This is a genomic window from Halomonas ventosae (genome assembly GCF_004363555.1).
Lineage (GTDB): Bacteria > Pseudomonadota > Gammaproteobacteria > Pseudomonadales > Halomonadaceae > Halomonas > Halomonas ventosae.
Window position 1 is genome coordinate 266,240 of the sequence record NZ_SNZJ01000001.1, and the last position, 16,130, is coordinate 282,369.

Annotated in this window: 13 protein-coding genes; 3 read left to right on the forward strand and 10 right to left on the reverse strand. The window is 71.0% G+C overall.

The annotated features are described in order from the left end of the window. Nucleotides 1-22: 22 nt before the first annotated feature. The 3 genes from tamB to DFP85_RS01320 are packed head-to-tail and all read right to left on the reverse strand — an operon-like array spanning nt 23 to nt 6,834. Entirely contained in the window at nt 23-4,084 is a 4,062-nt protein-coding gene (gene tamB, locus DFP85_RS01310; protein WP_133634171.1) for an autotransporter assembly complex protein TamB, read from the reverse strand. 11 nt (nt 4,085-4,095) lie between these two features. After that, complete coding sequence (gene tamA, locus DFP85_RS01315; RefSeq protein ID WP_133634173.1) at nt 4,096-5,952, reverse strand: autotransporter assembly complex protein TamA; 1,857 nt, start codon at nt 5,950-5,952, stop codon at nt 4,096-4,098. A gap of 27 nt (nt 5,953-5,979) precedes the next feature. Beyond that, a complete protein-coding gene (locus tag DFP85_RS01320; protein WP_133634175.1) occupies nt 5,980-6,834 on the reverse strand; it encodes a coiled-coil domain-containing protein in 855 nt (284 codons plus the stop codon). A 233-nt stretch (nt 6,835-7,067) separates the two neighbouring features. On the opposite strand from DFP85_RS01320, the gene DFP85_RS01325 reads away from it, so the two are divergent. After that, nucleotides 7,068-7,646: a superoxide dismutase gene (locus DFP85_RS01325; protein ID WP_133634177.1), complete on the forward strand. Its 579-nt coding sequence runs from the start codon at nt 7,068-7,070 to the stop codon at nt 7,644-7,646. Between the two features lie 101 nt (nt 7,647-7,747). Here the strand turns inward: DFP85_RS01325 and DFP85_RS01330 are convergent, their stop codons facing one another. Then, nucleotides 7,748-9,037 (reverse strand): nucleotide sugar dehydrogenase, encoded by a 1,290-nt coding sequence (locus DFP85_RS01330; RefSeq protein ID WP_133634179.1) that lies wholly within the window; start codon nt 9,035-9,037, stop codon nt 7,748-7,750. Nucleotides 9,038-9,042: 5 nt separating this feature from the next. After that, a complete protein-coding gene (gene galU, locus DFP85_RS01335; protein WP_133634181.1) occupies nt 9,043-9,933 on the reverse strand; it encodes a UTP--glucose-1-phosphate uridylyltransferase GalU in 891 nt (296 codons plus the stop codon). Nucleotides 9,934-10,075: 142 nt separating this feature from the next. Between galU and ubiG the strand changes: the two genes are divergently transcribed. Both ubiG and DFP85_RS01345 read left to right on the forward strand, forming a co-directional pair. Then, entirely contained in the window at nt 10,076-10,801 is a 726-nt protein-coding gene (gene ubiG / locus DFP85_RS01340) for a bifunctional 2-polyprenyl-6-hydroxyphenol methylase/3-demethylubiquinol 3-O-methyltransferase UbiG (RefSeq protein ID WP_133634183.1), read from the forward strand. Beyond that, a complete protein-coding gene (locus tag DFP85_RS01345) occupies nt 10,801-11,475 on the forward strand; it encodes an HAD-IA family hydrolase (protein WP_133634185.1) in 675 nt (224 codons plus the stop codon). Before ubiG ends, DFP85_RS01345 begins: the two co-directional genes overlap by 1 nt. Before the next feature lie 31 nt (nt 11,476-11,506). Here DFP85_RS01345 and DFP85_RS01350 read toward each other — a convergent pair whose 3' ends face one another. From DFP85_RS01350 to tolA, 5 genes are read right to left on the reverse strand one after another with little or no spacing between them, the layout of a single operon-like run. Further along, a complete protein-coding gene (locus DFP85_RS01350; RefSeq protein ID WP_133634187.1) occupies nt 11,507-12,271 on the reverse strand; it encodes a YciK family oxidoreductase in 765 nt (254 codons plus the stop codon). Nucleotides 12,272-12,288: 17 nt separating this feature from the next. Beyond that, entirely contained in the window at nt 12,289-13,068 is a 780-nt protein-coding gene (gene ybgF / locus DFP85_RS01355) for a tol-pal system protein YbgF (RefSeq protein ID WP_133634189.1), read from the reverse strand. 29 nt (nt 13,069-13,097) lie between these two features. Continuing rightward, on the reverse strand, nt 13,098-13,634 hold the full coding sequence (gene pal, locus DFP85_RS01360) for a peptidoglycan-associated lipoprotein Pal (RefSeq protein ID WP_133634191.1): 537 nt from the start codon (nt 13,632-13,634) through the stop codon (nt 13,098-13,100). Between the two features lie 23 nt (nt 13,635-13,657). Further along, on the reverse strand, nt 13,658-14,947 hold the full coding sequence (gene tolB, locus DFP85_RS01365; protein ID WP_133634193.1) for a Tol-Pal system beta propeller repeat protein TolB: 1,290 nt from the start codon (nt 14,945-14,947) through the stop codon (nt 13,658-13,660). After that, entirely contained in the window at nt 14,947-16,128 is a 1,182-nt protein-coding gene (gene tolA, locus DFP85_RS01370; RefSeq protein WP_133634195.1) for a cell envelope integrity protein TolA, read from the reverse strand. Before tolA ends, tolB begins: the two co-directional genes overlap by 1 nt. Between the last annotated feature and the right edge of the window lie 2 nt (nt 16,129-16,130).

The following is a 16,130-nucleotide window of genomic DNA, read 5'->3' on the forward strand; positions in this document are numbered from 1 at the left end:
CGCCTGGCATGGCGGGGTCGTGTCATGGGCTCGGGGGGTTGCCCGGCAGGCTGATACGGTAGACCAGGTCGACCGCCTGGGCCGCCCCCGAGACCGCCTCGAGATAGAGGCTGCGCCACAGCTGGTAGCGCAGGGTGAGCTCGGCGATGGGCGAGAAGACCCCCACCCCGTAGCCGATGCTCAGGCGCTCGGTGAGGTTGCCGGTGACCACCACCTGGCTCTCCTCCCCCGCACCGGCGGTGTCGAGGGTCAGATCGGAGATGCCGAAGGCCTCGCCGATGGCGCCCACGGCGCCGCCGGTCCGCCCCAGGGTGATGCCGATCAGCGCCGAGGTCAGGGCGCCGTCGGCGCCACCGCTGCTGTCCGGAGCGCGGCCGCGCAGCAGGTAGGAGAGCGCGCTGGCCTCGTCCATGGACGGTTCCGAGAATATCTCCAGAGTCGGGGCGCTGGCCGAGCCGGTGACGCGCAGGCCGGCGATCACCTCGTCCTGGGTCGCCGCAGGATTGCGGATCGCCTCGAAGTCGAGCAGCGGCTGTCCCGGGGGACCGCTGAAGAAGATGATCCCCTCTCGGATCAGCAGGTCCTGGCCGAAGGCCCGGAAGCGACCGTCGACCAGGCTGACGTCGCCGAACAGCTGGACCGGCCCGTTCTGCTGGCGCACTTCGAGGTTGCCCGAGAGCCCCGATTCCAGGCCATAGGCCTCCAACTGCATGTCCGGCCCCAGGGAGAGGGTGATCAGGATGTCGGTGGCCATGCCGGCGCGGGCCATGGCCTCGGCGGTGGACTCGCCGGGCTCGCCGTCTGCTTCTGCGGCGTCTTGCGCCTCGGCGGCCCGACGGTCCTGCTCCTCGGTGATGATCACCTCGTCCGGGCTCGGCGCCATGGCCGAGTCGGGCACCTCGCCGGCCTCGAGCCGCGCCCAGGGGATCTCGACCGTCCCGCGCACCCGCAGCCGCTCCGGCGTGGCACGGACCCTCAGGTCGGGGGCCAGGCGCAGGCGCCCGAACTCCGGCAGCACCGCCAGCAGGGGGTCATCGACGGCCTGTAGATCGACGGCGGCCTGCCAGCTCCCCGACGCCGGCCAGCGCGCGTTGCCCGCGATCTCCAGGCGCCCCTCGTCGGCGGCCAGGAAGCCGTCGATGTCGGCCCGATCGCCGGCCAGCTCCACGACCAGCTCCCCGTCGCGCACCTCCAGCGGCAGGTCCAGGCCGCCGGCCCTGAGTCCGGCCAGGGCGAGCCGGCCATCCAGTCGGGGCGCCTCGCGGGTGCCGCCGATGCGGATGTCGCCGTCGAGCCCCCCTTCCAGGGTCTCCAGGCCGGCCGCCAGGGGCCGATAGGGGGCCAGGCGCAGGTCATCGAGGAGCAGCCGGCCGTCGAGCACGCCCTCCCCCAGCGGCTCGTCGATGGCCAGGGCAAGGCGCAGCTCGCCGCTTTCGGCCAGGCCCAGCTCGAGGTCGAGGTCCGCTCGCGCCTCGCTGGCCTCCAGCGCCACTTCCAGCGTGGTGCCGGGGACCGACCAGGGCCGACCATAGGCGTCCTCGCCGGTGACCTCGGCGCGGCTGTCGAGGTCGGCGTCCAGCTGCCAGCGCGCCCCGCCTTCGGACCAGCCGGCCGCCAGGGTGCCGCCGCTCTCGCCGCTGATCCGCCATCCCGGCGGCATGGCGGCATCCGCCAGGTCCATGGGCAGGTCGCGGATCTCGAGCACGGCCCGACCGGTATCTGCCGAGGCCTCCAGCGGCTCGGTCAGGCACAGCTCGCCACCCTGGCGGCGGGTCAGGCAGAAGGGGGCCACCCGCGCCGAGCCGGCGGGCAGGTCAGCGTCGAAGGTCAGCGCCTCGGCGAGGCGGATATCGCCGAAATCGCTGTCGACCTCCAGCGGTGTCAGGGCCCCCCGATAGCGTTCCCGGGCGCCGTCGAGCCCGCCCTCCAGGGCCAGGGCCAGCCGCGACAGCGGCATCTGGTCGCCGCCCTCGGCGGCCAGGCGCAGGACGTGCTCGGAGAGTCGCCCGTCGAGGTCCAGGGTGAGGGCGTCGAGACGCTGGCCACCGGCCTCGAGGCGGCTGACCTCCAGGGCCAGCGCCAGGTCGGGGTCCTCCAGGCCGGCGACCCGGGCCGTCAGGTCGAGCGCCTCCACGGCATTGCCGGCGAAGGCCAGCGAGCGGCCGGTCAGCGCGAGATCGAGCTCCGGCGCCTCCAGGCTGCCCGCCGTGGTGAAGCGTCCGGCCAGGGTCCCGCCGAGACCGGGGTAGAGACTCTCCAGCGCAGGCATGTCCAGGTCGCCAGCCAGGTCCAGGGCCCCGCGGGTCACCTGCCCGGCCACGCTGACCCGGTTGGCGCCCTGGCGGAAGTCCAGGGTCTCGATGTCCCAGCGCATCTCGCTGTCCCCGGCGAGGACGGCCTCGAGGCTCAGCGGCCGGTCATCGAGCACGCCCTGGAGATCCAGCCCCGGCACCTCGAGTCGCCAGCCCGCCTCGTCCTTGACGAAGGACAGCTCGGCGCCGCCGCCCAGGCGACCGTCGAGGCCCTCGACGAAGCGGCCGGGGTCCAGGTTATCAAGCGACAGCGTGGCCTTTACGTCGAGGCCGTCACGCCAGGCGGCCTGGCCGCGGCTGACCAGCACGGCGCCCTGCTGGTTGACCGTCAGCGGTGACCAGCGGAAGTGCTCGAGGTCGCCGCTGCCACTGAGCAGCAGGTCGGTGGGCGGCAGGGACGGGCCCCGGGCAGTGAGCGACACCCGGCTGCGGTAGTCCACCAGGCTGCCCTCCAGATGCACCGCGAGTGCCTCGACCTGCCAGGGCTCGGTGGACGGCTCGCTTGCACCTTCTTCGGGCCCAACCGGCGCCGTCTCGTCTTCTGTCGGGTCCGGCGTGACTTCCCCCTCGCCGGCCGGCGTGGCCTCTGCCCCGGGCAGCGGCCACTGGAGGGCATCGCTCTGCAGCGAGGCGGTAAACGGCAGGGTCGGGTCGAGGGCGTCGAGTCGGGCCACCAGCTGGGCTTCCACCGGCCCCCGGGTGACCAGGTCGACCTCGAGGTCGGCCAGGCTGCCGGCCAGGGCGAGCTCGATGCGCTCCCCCTCCAGCGCCGGCATCCGCTCCGGCAGGTAGAGGTCGGCGGCCAGCCGGGCCTCCAGGGGATAGTCGTCGCGAAGCGCCACGCGGGCCTTCAGCTCGGCATCCGCATCGGCGGTGGCCACCGCCAGGGTGTCGATCTCGACCTCCTGGCCGCGGGCGCTGAGGCGCAGCAGCAGCTGCTCCACGCCATACTCGACCGACCCGGCAATCGCGAAGTCCTCGATGGCGAGTTCCGGCACCTCCACCGCCATGGGCAGGGTCACCTCGGGGAGCACGCGTCGCGGCCGTTCCTCCAGCGGCAGGTCGGCGAGCCCCTCCAGCTCGGCGGCGGCTCCGGCCGGCAGCGGTGAGCGAACGGCGATGGCCGCATCGATGGCCGCCGCCGTGAGCCGCGGACCCTCCTGCTCGGCCTCGCTCAGGGCCAGGCGAGTGCCCGCCGAGAGCGGCAGGGTCAGGCGCGTGCCGGCCAGCCGGGTGGGCAGCAGGGCCAGGGTGCCCTCCTCCGCCCGGAGGCCGGTGGTGAAGGAGGCCCAGGTCAGCCGGGTGCCGTCGGCGAGCTGCAGGGTCACATCCCTCAGCGACAGCTCGCGCAGTTCCACCGGGAAGGGCAGCTGGACCTCCTCGAGGGGCGCGCCGGCCTCCTCCTGCGCCTCCCCCTCCGGCTCGGCGTCCGAGCCGGCCAGGCGGATATCGGCGCCCTCCACGGCCAGCCGGTCGAGACACAGCCGGCCCTGCAGCACGCACTCCTCGGACCAGGCCAGTTCGAAGCGGCTCAGGGCGATACGGGCCGCGCCGGCCTCCAGGCGAAGATCATGCAGCACCAGGCGGTCCAGCGGGGCGCCCTCCACGCCGCCCAGCTCGTAGAACCCGCGCTTGGCGCCCTGCTCGAGCAGCACGCCGGTGCCCCAGGGCGAGAGCGCCAGGCCCAGCAGCAGCAGCACCAGGCCCAGCAGCCACAGCGGCAGGACGATCAGCAGTCGGGCCAGGGCCCAGGTCAATGCACGGGGTCTCAAGATGGGGACTCTCAGAATTCCGGACCGATGGCGAAGTGGATGCGATAGGCATCATCCACGTCGAAGGGATGGGCGACATCGAGGCGGATCGGGCCGACCGGGGAGATCCAGCGCACCCCCAGGCCGGCCCCGGTCTTCAGCTCGCTCGGGCCCCAGTCGCTGAAGGCATCGCCGGTGTCGATGAAGCTCGCCGCCCACCACTTGCCGGTGATGCGGCGCTGGGCCTCGAGGCTCGCGGTGAACAGCTGCTCGCCGCCCAGCAGGCGGCCCTCGTCGTCCTCGGGCGCGAGGCTCTCGTAGGCGTAACCGCGTACGCTGCGATCGCCACCGGTGAAGAAGCGCAGCGAGGGCGGCACGTCCTCGAAGTCATCGGTGGTGACGCTGCCAACGCCGACCCGGCCCACGAAGCGGTTGTTATCACCGAGCATGCGGATCCATTCGCTGTCGCCGGTGAGGCGCAGGAACTCGGCGGCGGAGCCCCACCAGTCGCTGGAATACTCCACGGCCAGGCGCTGGCGATCGCCCCAGGTGGGAAAGGTGGGATTGCGGGAACGCGTACGCGACCAGCTGATGCCGGGGTAGAGCAGCAGCACCTGGTTGGAGACGCCGGCCTGGGTAAAGTCCTCGTAGGTGCCGCGCAGGTAGAGGGTCTGCTCCCAGCCGTTGTCGAACACCCAGCGACGGGCCGCCTCCACAGTGCTCTCCAGGGTCCGGGTGTCCTCGTTGTCCTTGTTGCGCAGGCCGTACTGGAAGCGATAGCTGTCACGCAGCGGGTCGGCCAGCGGCAGAGTATAGACCCCGGTGAACTGCTGCTCCGGCCCCGAGAGGTAGAGGTCGTGATCCAGGCCGTGGCCATAGCGGTTGATCCAGGGCTGGTCCCAGGTGAAGCGCAGGCGGGGACCCACGTCGGTGGCATAGCCCACCCCCACCTCGAACTGGTGGCGATCGGCGGGCGTCACCACCACGTCGATGGGCACCTCCGGGACGGCCGGGTGATGCAGGCCAGCGGCCGCCACCAGTGCCTCGGGGGCGATCCGCGGCCCCCGGTCGGCGACGGGCGTGACGCCCTCGACGTCCAGCGACTGCCACCAGCCCGGCTCGGCATCCGGCAGCGCCAGTCGGGCCAGCTCCCGGTCGAGACGCGGGCGCACGTTCACCGAGGCGAACCACTCGGTCTGGCCCAGGCGCTGGTTGAACCTGGCCACCTTGCTCGCCAGGTAGGGCTCCCCGCTGGCGAAGGGGGCCAGCGCCTCCAGTCGTGAGGTCTCGATATGGTGGCCCTGGAAGGTCACGTCACCGAAGCGATGGCGCTGGCCGCTCTCCAGCGCCAGGTAGAGCCGGGCGCTGTTGGCGTAGGGTCTGACCTCCATCCGCCGGTCGGCGTAGCGCCAGTCGAAGTAGCCGCGCTCGAGGGAGAGGTTCGCCAGTTGGCTGCGCAGGCTGTCGAAGGGGGCATGGCGCAGGCGATCCCCCTCCGAGAGGGGAAAGGCCTCGATTGCCTCGGTGAAGGGGGCATCATCGGCGGCGTCGCCGGTCACGGAGAGCGACAGGACCTCGATGCGCACCGGCTCGCCCGGGCTGATGGCGAGCGTCACCCGGGTCGGGTCCTCGGGGTCGTCGAAACGCGGCTCGATCCGCGGCGAGTAGTAGCCGTAGACCCTCAGCGCCTCGCTGCTGCGCCGCAGCACCTCGCTCTCCAGGCGCTCGGGGCTGTACTGCTCGGCCTCCAGCCCGTCGAGATAGAGGCGGACGTTCTCCGCCAGCGGGTCCTCGATGCCCTCGATGCGGGTCTCGAGGGCCAGGGCGCCGGGCGCCAGGCCCAGGCAGACTGCCGCCGTCCCCAGGCGTGTGAACACGCGATTATCCATAGGTACCGCTTCCTGACTGGCGACATGTCACTGGCGAAGGGCCTCGAGCTGGGCGCTCGTGGCGAGCTGCGCCTGGCGCAGCTCGCGCAGCCCGGACTCGACCTCCCTGAGCCGGTTGTCCAGCGTCTCTGTTCGTTCCTGGGCATCATCGCGTGATCCCGCCAGGGCTTCAACGTCGTCCGCGAGCTCCGACAGCCCCTCCTCCATGGCAGCCAGGCGCGACTGCTGCATGTCGCGCTGGTCGGCGAGGCGCCCCTCCAGCTCCTCCAGCGCCGTGGCCAGGGTCTCGCGGCGCTCGACCTCCGTCTCCCGGGCATCGTCGAGCGCGGCCAGCCGCTCGCGCAAGGCGGCTCGCCCCTCCTCGCCCGCCCTCTCCAGGGCATCCAGGGAGCTGCGCGTCGCGGCCAGGGTCGCGGCCAGGGTATCGTCCCGGGCTTCGCTCTCCTCGCCAAGGGCGTCGAGACTGTCCTCGAGGGAGGCCACCGCCTCCTCGAGGGGCGCCAGGCGCTCCTGCTGACGGCTCTCGAGCGTGGCCAGGCGCTGGTCGATGACCGCGTCGACCTCCGCCTCCAGGTTGGCCAGCTCGTCCAGGCGCTCCTGCAGGGTGGTGAGGGCCTCCCCCCGACCCGCTTCCGCGTCGAAGCGCGCATGCACGTTGGAGAGCTCGCCGCTGACCCGGGCGAGTTCGGCCTGCAGCCGGATGCGCTCCTGCCAGCCGGCCCAGGCCAGGGCGGCACCGGCGGCGAGGAGCAGCAGCACCAGCAGCCACAGGGGCCACACCCGCGGCGGTGGGGGCTGCCGCCAGCGTGGCGCCGACAGGCTGGCATCCGGGTCCGGTACGATCGGCCGGGTGTACCGGGGGGGATCCGGGCGCTCTGCCATGTCGAACTCCTTCTCTGGGGAACGGGGGGTCCGGGGCCCGGTCGATTGGCGCCCCCGGGACCGGGTGCTATGATGCCGCGACAGCACCGACACATCGTCCTGATAGTGTAAGGTTTTTTGTCATCGGAACGCACGGGGTCCGTCAACGCCAGCTGACGGACCTTGAACCCCGACGTTCCGATGCCGCACCATGGGGTGCTGTACCGAGACCGCTGACGACAAGGAGAGATTCGATGGCATTCGAACTGCCCGCACTGCCTTACGAGAAGAACGCGCTGGAACCGCACATCTCCGCCGAGACCCTCGAGTATCACTACGGCAAGCACCACCAGACCTACGTGAACAAGCTCAACGAGCTGACCGACGGCACCGACGATGCCAACAAGTCCCTCGAGGAGATCATCAAGTCCTCCTCCGGCGGCCTGTTCAACCAGGCGGCCCAGGTCTGGAACCACACCTTCTACTGGCACTGCCTGTCGCCCAACGGTGGCGGTGAGCCGAGCGGCGCGCTGGCCGAGGCCATCAATGCCAAGTTCGGATCCTTCGACAAGTTCAAGGAAACCTTCAACGCCCAGGCCGCGGGCAACTTCGGCTCCGGCTGGACCTGGCTGATCAAGACCGACGACGGCGGTGTCGACATCGTCAACACCAGCAACGCCGACACGCCCATCGCCCATGGCCAGACCCCGCTGCTGACCATCGACGTCTGGGAACACGCCTACTACATCGACTATCGCAACGCGCGTCCCAAGTACCTCGAGAACGTCTGGAGCGTGCTCAACTGGGACTTCGTCGCCCAGAACTTCAGCTGATCACCCGGCGCCGAGGCGCTGAACGCAAGCGGCCCCGCCAACTGGCGGGGCCGCTTGCGTTGGTCGCCCCGCATCGGGGCGACCGGGGTCACGAGCGCCGGTTAGGGATCGGCGCGACGCCCGATCCCGCGGTAGTGCATGCCGCAGGCGGCGACATGGGCGGGGTCGTAGATATTGCGCCCGTCGAGCAGCAGCTTCTCGCCGAGCCGCTCGGCCAGCCGTGGCCAGTCGGGGTTCCAGTAGGCCTTCCACTCGGTGACCAGCATCAGCGCATCGGCCCCCTCGCAGGCCTCCAGGGGATCCCCCCGGAACACCTCGAGCAGCGGGTGCTCGCCGACCTCGGCCAGCACGGCCGGGATTGCCGCCGGGTCATGCAGGCGGACTGTCACGCCCTGGGCCCAGAGGGCGCGCAGCAGGGTGAGCACCGGCGCCTGGTCGATGCGGGCGGTGCCGGGCTTGAAGGCCGCCCCCCAGATCGCCACCCGGCGCCCCTCGAGGCGGCCGTGGAAGTGCGCCCAGAGCTTGCGGAACAGCGTCTCCTTCTTGTGCTCGTTGATGTCGAGGACCTGGTCGAGCAGCGCCGAGTGGCGCCCGCTCGCCGACTGGACGTCGGCCAGGCGCATCAGGTCGCGGGAGAAGTTGGGGCCGCCGAAGCCGCAGCCGGGATAGAGGTACTCGTAGCCGATGCGCGAGTCGGCGCCCATGCCCTGGCGGACGTACTCCACGTCGACCCCCAGGCTGTCGGCCAGCCCGGCGATGTCGTTCATGTAGCTGATGCGCGTGGCGAGCATGCCGTTGATGGCCAGCTTGGTGAGCTCCGCGGCGCGCCGCGGCATGCGCTGGAACACCTCGCGGCGGCGGTTGAAGGCGCGCAGCAGCTCGCGCACCTGGCGCTCGGCGCCGTCGTCGTCGCAGCCCAGCAGCCAGCGGGAGGGCCGCGTGAAGGTCTCCCAGGCGCGCCCCTCCTCGAGCAGGTCGGCCAGGGCCACCGCCCGGCAGCCGTCGAGGCGTGACTCCAGCTGCTCGGTCTCGCCCACCGGGAAGGTGGAGTTGTTGACCAGCACCGCCCCCGGGCAGAGCCCGGCCATCAGGCGCTCAACGCTGTCGGCCGCGTCCTGGCGCTGGTCCGGGGAGACGGCGAGCCACAAGACGTCGAAGGGCTCGCCATCGACGGCGTCCCCCTCGTCGGCCACCAGGCGCAGGCTGCCCTGACCCAGCCCCTCCTCCAGGCGTCGCATCAGCTCCGGTTCGCTGGTCAGCCAGCCGCTGGCGGAGAGCGTGGACCAGTCGGCCGAGGCATGGGGCAGCCAGGTCACCCGGTGGCCGACCCAGGAGAGCGCCGCCGCGGCGGTGGCGGCGGCCAGTTCGCTACCGTGGATCAGTACCCGCATGGGCCTCACTCCTCTCCGGCGTAGCGTGTCAGCAGCTCGCGGAACCCCTGGCCATAGCGGGCGTGGCGGCGGCCATAGGCGAGGATTGCCTCCAGGTAGCCCAGCTGGTGGCCGCAGTCGTAGGTCTTGCCGCGCATCCGCCAGGCATCCACGCCCTCCTCGCGACGCAGGGTCTCGATGGCATCGGTGAGCTGGATCTCGTTGCCGGCCCCCGGCGGGGTATCGGCGAGCAGCGAGAAGATCCGTCCCGGCAGCACGTAGCGACCGATCACCGCCAGGTTGGAGGGCGCCTCGTCGACGGGCGGCTTCTCCACCACCCCCGCGATGGGCCGTGACTCGCCGGGCCCGGGGAGCTCGCCGCCGGTGTCGACGATGCCGTACTTGTGGACCATGTCGTGGGGCACCTCCTCGACCATCAGCTGGCTGTGGTGGCTGGCCTCGAAGGAGGCGATCATGCCGGCCAGGTCGTTGGGCTCGATGCCCTCGTCGTCGACCAGCACGTCGGGCAGCAGCACCGCGAAGGGCTCGTCGTCGCCCACCACCGGACGCGCGCAGAGCACGGCATGGCCCAGGCCCAGCGGCTCGGGCTGGCGCACGCTGATGATGTTGACGTCGGCGGGGACGATGGAGCGCAGCTCCTCCAGCAGCTCCGTCTTGCCCTTGGCCTCGAGGCTCGCCTCGAGCTCGAAGTGCTTGTCGAAGTGGTTCTCGATGGCGCTCTTGGTGCCATGGGTCACCAGCACGATGTCGCGAATGCCGGCGGCGACGGCCTCCTGGACCACGTACTGGATCACCGGCCGGTCGACGATGGTGATCATCTCCTTGGGGATGGCCTTGGAGGCCGGGAGACAGCGTGTGCCGAACCCGGCAACGGGAAGAACAGCCTTGTTGATCATGGTGCGGTCCCTGTCACTGTTGAGGATGTGGCCCCGGGGAAAGCGTGGGAATGCCCTCCCGGGAGCGGGTACAATACCTCATGATACCGGACCGAGCCTGGCCTGCCAGAGTGTCAGGTCGGCGACACCATGGAGAGAGCAGATGAGTGCAAGCCACCCGGAAGCGGACAACGTCGACCAGGCCGAGATTGCCAAGTTCGAGGCCCTGGCCGACCGCTGGTGGGACCCGCAGGGCGAGTTCAAGCCCCTCCACGACATCAACCCGCTGCGCCTGGACTTCATCGATGCCCGGGCGGGGCTGGCCGGGCGACGGGTGCTCGACGTGGGCTGCGGCGGCGGCATCCTGGCCGAGGCCATGGCCCATCGTGGCGCCGAGGTCACCGGCATCGACCTCGGGGAGGCACCGCTGGCCGTGGCCCGCCAGCACGCCCGGGAGAGCGGGGTGGCCATCGGCTACCGCCACGTCAGCGTCGAGGAGACGGCCGCGGCCCATCCCGGCGAGTTCGACGTGGTGACCTGCCTGGAGATGCTCGAGCACGTGCCGGATCCTGGCTCGGTCGTGCGCGCCTGCGCCACCCTGGTCAAGCCCGGCGGCCAGGTGTTCTTCTCGACCCTGAACCGCAACCCCAAGGCCTATGCGCTGGCGGTGCTCGGCGCCGAGTACCTGCTGCGCCTGCTGCCGCGGGGCACCCACGACTACAGCCGCTTCATCCGCCCCTCGGAGCTGGCGGCCTGGTGCCGTGAGGCGGGGCTGGACGTGCGCGAGCAGAGCGGCCTGGTCTTCCATCCACTGACCCGTCGCTACGCCCTGTCGACGAGCGATGTCTCGGTCAACTACCTGATGCACTGTCGCCGGGAGGCGACGTGATGGCCGCACGGCCTCCCCGGGCCCTGCTCTTCGACCTGGACGGCACCCTGATGGACACCGCGCCGGACCTGGCACGAGCCACCAACGCCCTGCGCCATCACCACGGGCTACCCGCCCTGCCCTACCCGGTGATCCGTGCCCAGGTCTCCAACGGCGGCAGCGCCCTGGTGACCCTGGCCCTGGGGCTCGCCCAGGAGGCCGAGGGCCATGGCGAGGCGCGCGCCTTCCTGCTCGAGGCCTATGGACGGGCGGTGGCCGAGGAGAGCCGGGTCTTCTCCCCGCTGGATCGACTGCTGGCCGACTGGGAGGCTCGCCAGCGCCCCTGGGGGATCGTCACCAACAAGCCCAGGGCCTATGCCGCGCCGCTGGTCGAGGCCCTGGGGCTGGCCCCCGGCGCCCTGCTCTGTGCCGACGACCTGCCGGTCAAGAAGCCCGATCCCGAGCCCCTGAGGGAGGCCGCGCGTCGCCTGAGAGCGACACCGTCGGAGTGCTGGTATGTCGGCGATCATCGGCGTGACATGCAGGCGGCACGCGCCGCCGGCATGGCCGCGGTGGCGGTGGGCTACGGCTATATCGAGGCGGGAGACGACTACCGGGAGTGGCCGGCCGACCTGTGGTTCGATACCGCCGAGGCCCTGGTGGCGGCACTGCACGGCGCCAGGCGGGACGGGTGAGCGGGCCCCGGGCGTCCCCGGGGCGCCGCCCTCACCCCTGTTTCGGCGGCTGGGCGTCGAACTGCTCGCCGTTGTGGCCGCGGCTGTCCGGCCCCATCAGCCACAGGTAGGTGGGCATGATCTCTTCCGGGGCGCGCAGCGTCATCTCGTTCTCCCCGGGATAGGCACTCTTGCGCATGGCGGTGCGTGTCGCCCCGGGGTTGAGGCTGTTGACGCGCAGCGTGCCCAGGTGCTCGACCTCGTCGGCCAGCACCTCGACGAAGCCCTCGGTGGCGAACTTGGACACCGCGTAGGCCCCCCAGTAGGCCCGGCCGCGGCGCCCCACGCTCGAGGAGGTGAACACCACCGAGGCGTCCGGCGAGCTCTTCAGCAACGGCAGCAGGGCCTGGGTCATCCAGATCGGGCCGTTGATGTTGACCTGCATCACCTGCTCCCAGAGCTCGGGGTTGTACTGCTCGAAGGGCGTGATGCGGCCGAGGATGCCGGCGTTGTGCAGGATGCCGTCGAGACGGCCGAACTCCTTGTCGAGGGTCTCGGCCATGTCATGGTAGTCCTTGAGCGTGGCCCCCTCGAAGTTGAGCGGGAAGATCGCCGGCTGGGGCCCCCCGGCGGCCTCGATCTCGTCGTAGACCTTCTCCAGCTTGGCGATGGTGCGCCCCAGCAGGATCACGGTGGCCCCATGGCCGGCGAAGGCCAGGGCCGCGGCGCGACCGATGCCGTCGCCGGCACCGGTCACCAGGATGATGCGGCCCTCGAGCAGGTCGGCCGGGGACTGGTAGTCGATCTTGCAGGTCATCACGTCTCCTCTGTCCCTCAATTCCCTGCCTGGCGAAGGAAGTCGTCGGCCAGGCCGGCGGCGCTGCTGTCGGGGTGCTCCTCACGCACGCGGTCGAGCAGCGCCCGGCTCTCCTCGGGACGCCCCCGGCGCGCCTCGAGCAGCCCCAGCTTGTAGAGGGCATCGGGCACCTTGCTGCTCTCCGGGAAGTCCTGCAGGACCCGCCGGAAGGCGGCATCGGCGGCCTCCAGATCGCCCTCGGCCGAGTAGAGCTCGCCGAGCCAGTAATGGGCGTTGGCGGTCAGGCGGCTGTCCGGGTGCTGGGTCACGAAGGACTCGAAGGCCCCGATGGCCTGGCCGAACTCCCGGGCCTGGACGTGCGAGAAGGCCGTCTGGTAGGCCGACTGCACGGCGGGGTCGTCGCCGCTCGGCGGGGGGGTCTCGGCGACCTGGCGGGCGCTCTCCTCGTCTACCGTCGAAGCAGCCTGGTCGACGCCACTGCCCGCCGCCATCAGGCGATCCTCGATGTCCAGGTATTGCTGGCGAGTCTGGCGGCGCAGCTGCTCCAGCTGGTGGCGCAGCTCCTCCACCTGGCCGCGCAGCTGGCGGATCTCCTCCTGGTGCTGCTGGACCTGGTTGAAGATCACCAGGCTGCCGCCGGCCTCCTCGCGGGTGGCCGCCTGGTCATAGAAGCCGCCGGACCCCGACCGCCCGGTAAGGTCCTCGATCACCGGCTGTTGTGCCAGGGCCGGTGCCACTACGGTCAGCGGGAGCACCAGGGCTCCCGCGCCGCACAGTCCCTTCAGACCGTGTCTCATCGTTCTCTCCCTCGTCGTGTCGTGCCCGCTCAGTAGGCGAAGACCACCCGACGGTTCTGGGCGTAGGCCTGCTCGTTCTGGCCACGTGCCGCGGGCCGCTCCTCGCCGTAGCTGACCACCTCGACCTGGGAGGGCGACACGCCCTGGACGTTGAGGTAGCGCTCGACGGCACCGGCGCGGCGCTCGCCCAGCGCCAGGTTGTACTCGCGAGTGCCTCTCTCGTCGGTGTGGCCCTGCAGGACAACGCTGGCGTTGGGGTTGCTCTGCAGGAAGCGGGCATGGGCGGTCAGCACCGGCTCGAACTCGCTGCGGATGGTATCGCTGTCGTACTCGAAGTAGATGGTGCGGGTCTCCGGGATACGGCCGTCGGCATCGGCCATCTGGCCGGTGCGGTCGCCGCTGACGCCACTGCCATCGGCGCCGCCCGTGGACACACCGCCTCGATCGGTACCGCCGGCGCCTCCTGTCAGGTCACCGTCCTGGCCGCCACCCGTGCTGGAACAGCCGGCCACGAAGGCCAGGGACAGGGCAATGGCCAGGGTTCTGGCATAGGGCTTGAGCTGCATCGTGAAACTCCTTGTTGGATAGATCAGTTCAGAAACGGTGACCACGCGGGCTCGCGGACATCACCCTGCGCCGCCGGCAGCCGGAAGGAGGCGCGCCCATCGGCGGAGACCCCGCCCAGCACGCCGTTGCCGCCCTGCTGGGTGGCGAAGATTACCATGGTGCCATTGGGCGCGACACTGGGGGATTCGGCCTGCCCGGTGTCGCTCAGGGCCACCAGGCGACCGCTTTCCAGGTCCTGGCGCGCCACCTGGTAGCCGTTGTTGCCGCGATGGATCAGGAAGATCGCCTCGCCGTCCGGGGCGAAACGCGCCCGGGCATTGTAGTTGCCGGTGAAGGTGAGGCGCTCCTCCTCGCCGCTGCCCAGGTCGAGGCGATAGATCTGCGGGCCACCGCTGCGGTCGGAGGTGAACAGCAGGCTGCGACCATCCGGCGACCAGGCGGGCTCGGTGTCGATGCTGGAGTTGTTGGTGACGCGCTGCACGTCCCGCGAGCCGATGTCCATCACGTAGATCTCGGGCTGGCCATCCTTGGAGAGCGCCATCGCCAGGCGACGGCCATCCGGTGACCAGGTCGGGGCGCTGTTGAGTCCCTCGAAGGAGGTGGCACGCACGCGCCGGCCGGAGGCGATGTCCTGGATGTAGATCGCCGGGCGTTCGGTCTCGAAGGAGACGTAGGCCAGCTTGCCGCCATCCGGTGACCAGGCGGGGGACATGATCGGCTCGTCGGACGAGAGGATCTGCTGGCTGTTGCGCCCGTCGGCATCGGCCACGTGGAGAGCGTACTGGGTATCGTCCCCCACGCCGCTGGAGGTCACGTAGGCGATGCGGGTCGAGAAGGCCCCGCGGATATCGGTGATCTCCTCGAAGATCTGGTCGCTGATGTAGTGGGCGGCGTCGCGCAGCCCCTGGCGGCCGGCCGTCACGCTCTCGGCGATCATGCGGCTCTCGCCGCTGACGTCCATCAGCTCGTACTCGATGCGATACTGATCGCCCTCGCGGCTGATCCGCCCCGCCACCAGGTAGCGAACGTCCAGGGCGCGCCAGTCGCCGTAGCGCACCTCCTCGCTCGAGGTGGGGCGCTCGAACATGGCACGACGCTCAAGCGGCTCGAAGTAGCCGCTGCGCTCCAGGTCATCGGAGACGATCTGCGCGATGTCCTGGGGCATGTCGTCGCCGTCGGCGAAAGGCACGATCGCGATGGGCGTGGCACGATCGCTGCCACGGGTGATCTCGATGGTCAGGTCGGCGGCCTGGGCCAGGCTGGTGAACAGCATCAGCAGGGCGGCCAGCCAGGTGGTCTTCAGGATGTTCATCAGCGGATATCCCCCGGTCGGAATCGCAGGTTGAATTGACGGTAGTCGCGCTGGGCCGAGGCCGGCAAGTCGCGCAGCTCGGCGAAGGGCGCGGCGGCCTCCACGGCCTGGACCGCGGAGCGGTCGAAGGCACTGTTGCCACTGCTCTGACCAATGGTAGCCGCGAACAGCTCCCCCGAGGGGCCCAGCCGCACCGACACCTCGGCGCTGGCCCCGTCGGGCACGTTGGGCGGAATCACCCAGGCCTGCTCCACCGCCCGGCGCACCAGGTTGATGAAGCTGTTGGCCGCCTCGTTGGCCTGGCGGGCATTGGCCACATTGTCGGCCTCCCCCTCGATGGCGCGATCGAGGCCCTGGCTGGCCGCCTCGGCGGCGCGCCGGGCCTGCTCCTCGGCCTGGCGCTGGCGTTCTGCCTCCGCCTCGGCCTGACGCTGACGTTCGGCTTCTGCTTCAGCTTCCGCCTGACGCTGGCGTTCGGCTTCCGCCTCCGCTTCGGCCTGGCGCTGACGTTCGGCTTCTGCCTCGGCTTCGGCCTGACGCTGGCGTTCGGCTTCCGCCTCGGCTTCGGCCTGGCGCTGACGTTCGGCTTCCGCCTCTGCTTCGGCCTGGCGCTGACGTTCGGCTTCTGCCTCTGCTTCGGCCTGACGCTGACGTTCGGCTTCTGCCTCTGCTTCGGCCTGGCGCTGGCGTTCGGCTTCCGCCTCTGCTTCGGCCTGGCGCTGGCGTTCGGCTTCCGCTTCGGCCTGGCGCCGGCGTTCGGCCTCCGCCTCGGCCTGCTCGGCACGCCGTGCGGCCTCCTCCTCGGCGGCCCGGCGCGCCTCCTCCCGGGCCTCGGCTTCGGCTTGGCGTTGCCGCTCGGCCTCCTCCGCCTGGCGGGCGGCTTCCTCCGCGGCCTCGACGGCCTCGGCCTCCGCCTCGCGAGCGTCCTCCTCCTCGGCACGCGCCGCGGCCTCCTCCTCGGCCTGGCGGGCCGCCGCCCGGGCACGGGCCTCCTCGGCGCGCTGCGCCTGGTCGGTGGTGGTCTCGGTGCTGACCAGGGTCGCCTGGACGATATTGGTGCTCGGCGGCTCGGTCTCCCGCTCCGGAAAGCGGATCACGCTGGCCACCAGGATCGCCAGGTGCAGGGCGATGGCGAGCACCAGCGGCAGGCCATAGCCCACGCGTCGGTCATGTCTGGCCATGT

Coding starts and splice junctions, on each gene's coding strand:
- tamA (WP_133634173.1), bottom strand. CDS start 5,952: ATGGATAATCGCGTGTTCACACGCCTGGGGACGGCGGCAGTCTGCCTG.
- DFP85_RS01320 (WP_133634175.1), bottom strand. CDS start 6,834: ATGGCAGAGCGCCCGGATCCCCCCCGGTACACCCGGCCGATCGTACCG.
- DFP85_RS01325 (WP_133634177.1), top strand. CDS start 7,068: ATGGCATTCGAACTGCCCGCACTGCCTTACGAGAAGAACGCGCTGGAA.
- DFP85_RS01330 (WP_133634179.1), bottom strand. CDS start 9,037: ATGCGGGTACTGATCCACGGTAGCGAACTGGCCGCCGCCACCGCCGCG.
- galU (WP_133634181.1), bottom strand. CDS start 9,933: ATGATCAACAAGGCTGTTCTTCCCGTTGCCGGGTTCGGCACACGCTGT.
- ubiG (WP_133634183.1), top strand. CDS start 10,076: ATGAGTGCAAGCCACCCGGAAGCGGACAACGTCGACCAGGCCGAGATT.
- DFP85_RS01345 (WP_133634185.1), top strand. CDS start 10,801: ATGGCCGCACGGCCTCCCCGGGCCCTGCTCTTCGACCTGGACGGCACC.
- DFP85_RS01350 (WP_133634187.1), bottom strand. CDS start 12,271: ATGACCTGCAAGATCGACTACCAGTCCCCGGCCGACCTGCTCGAGGGC.
- ybgF (WP_133634189.1), bottom strand. CDS start 13,068: ATGAGACACGGTCTGAAGGGACTGTGCGGCGCGGGAGCCCTGGTGCTC.
- pal (WP_133634191.1), bottom strand. CDS start 13,634: ATGCAGCTCAAGCCCTATGCCAGAACCCTGGCCATTGCCCTGTCCCTG.
- tolB (WP_133634193.1), bottom strand. CDS start 14,947: ATGAACATCCTGAAGACCACCTGGCTGGCCGCCCTGCTGATGCTGTTC.
- tolA (WP_133634195.1), bottom strand. CDS start 16,128: ATGGCCAGACATGACCGACGCGTGGGCTATGGCCTGCCGCTGGTGCTC.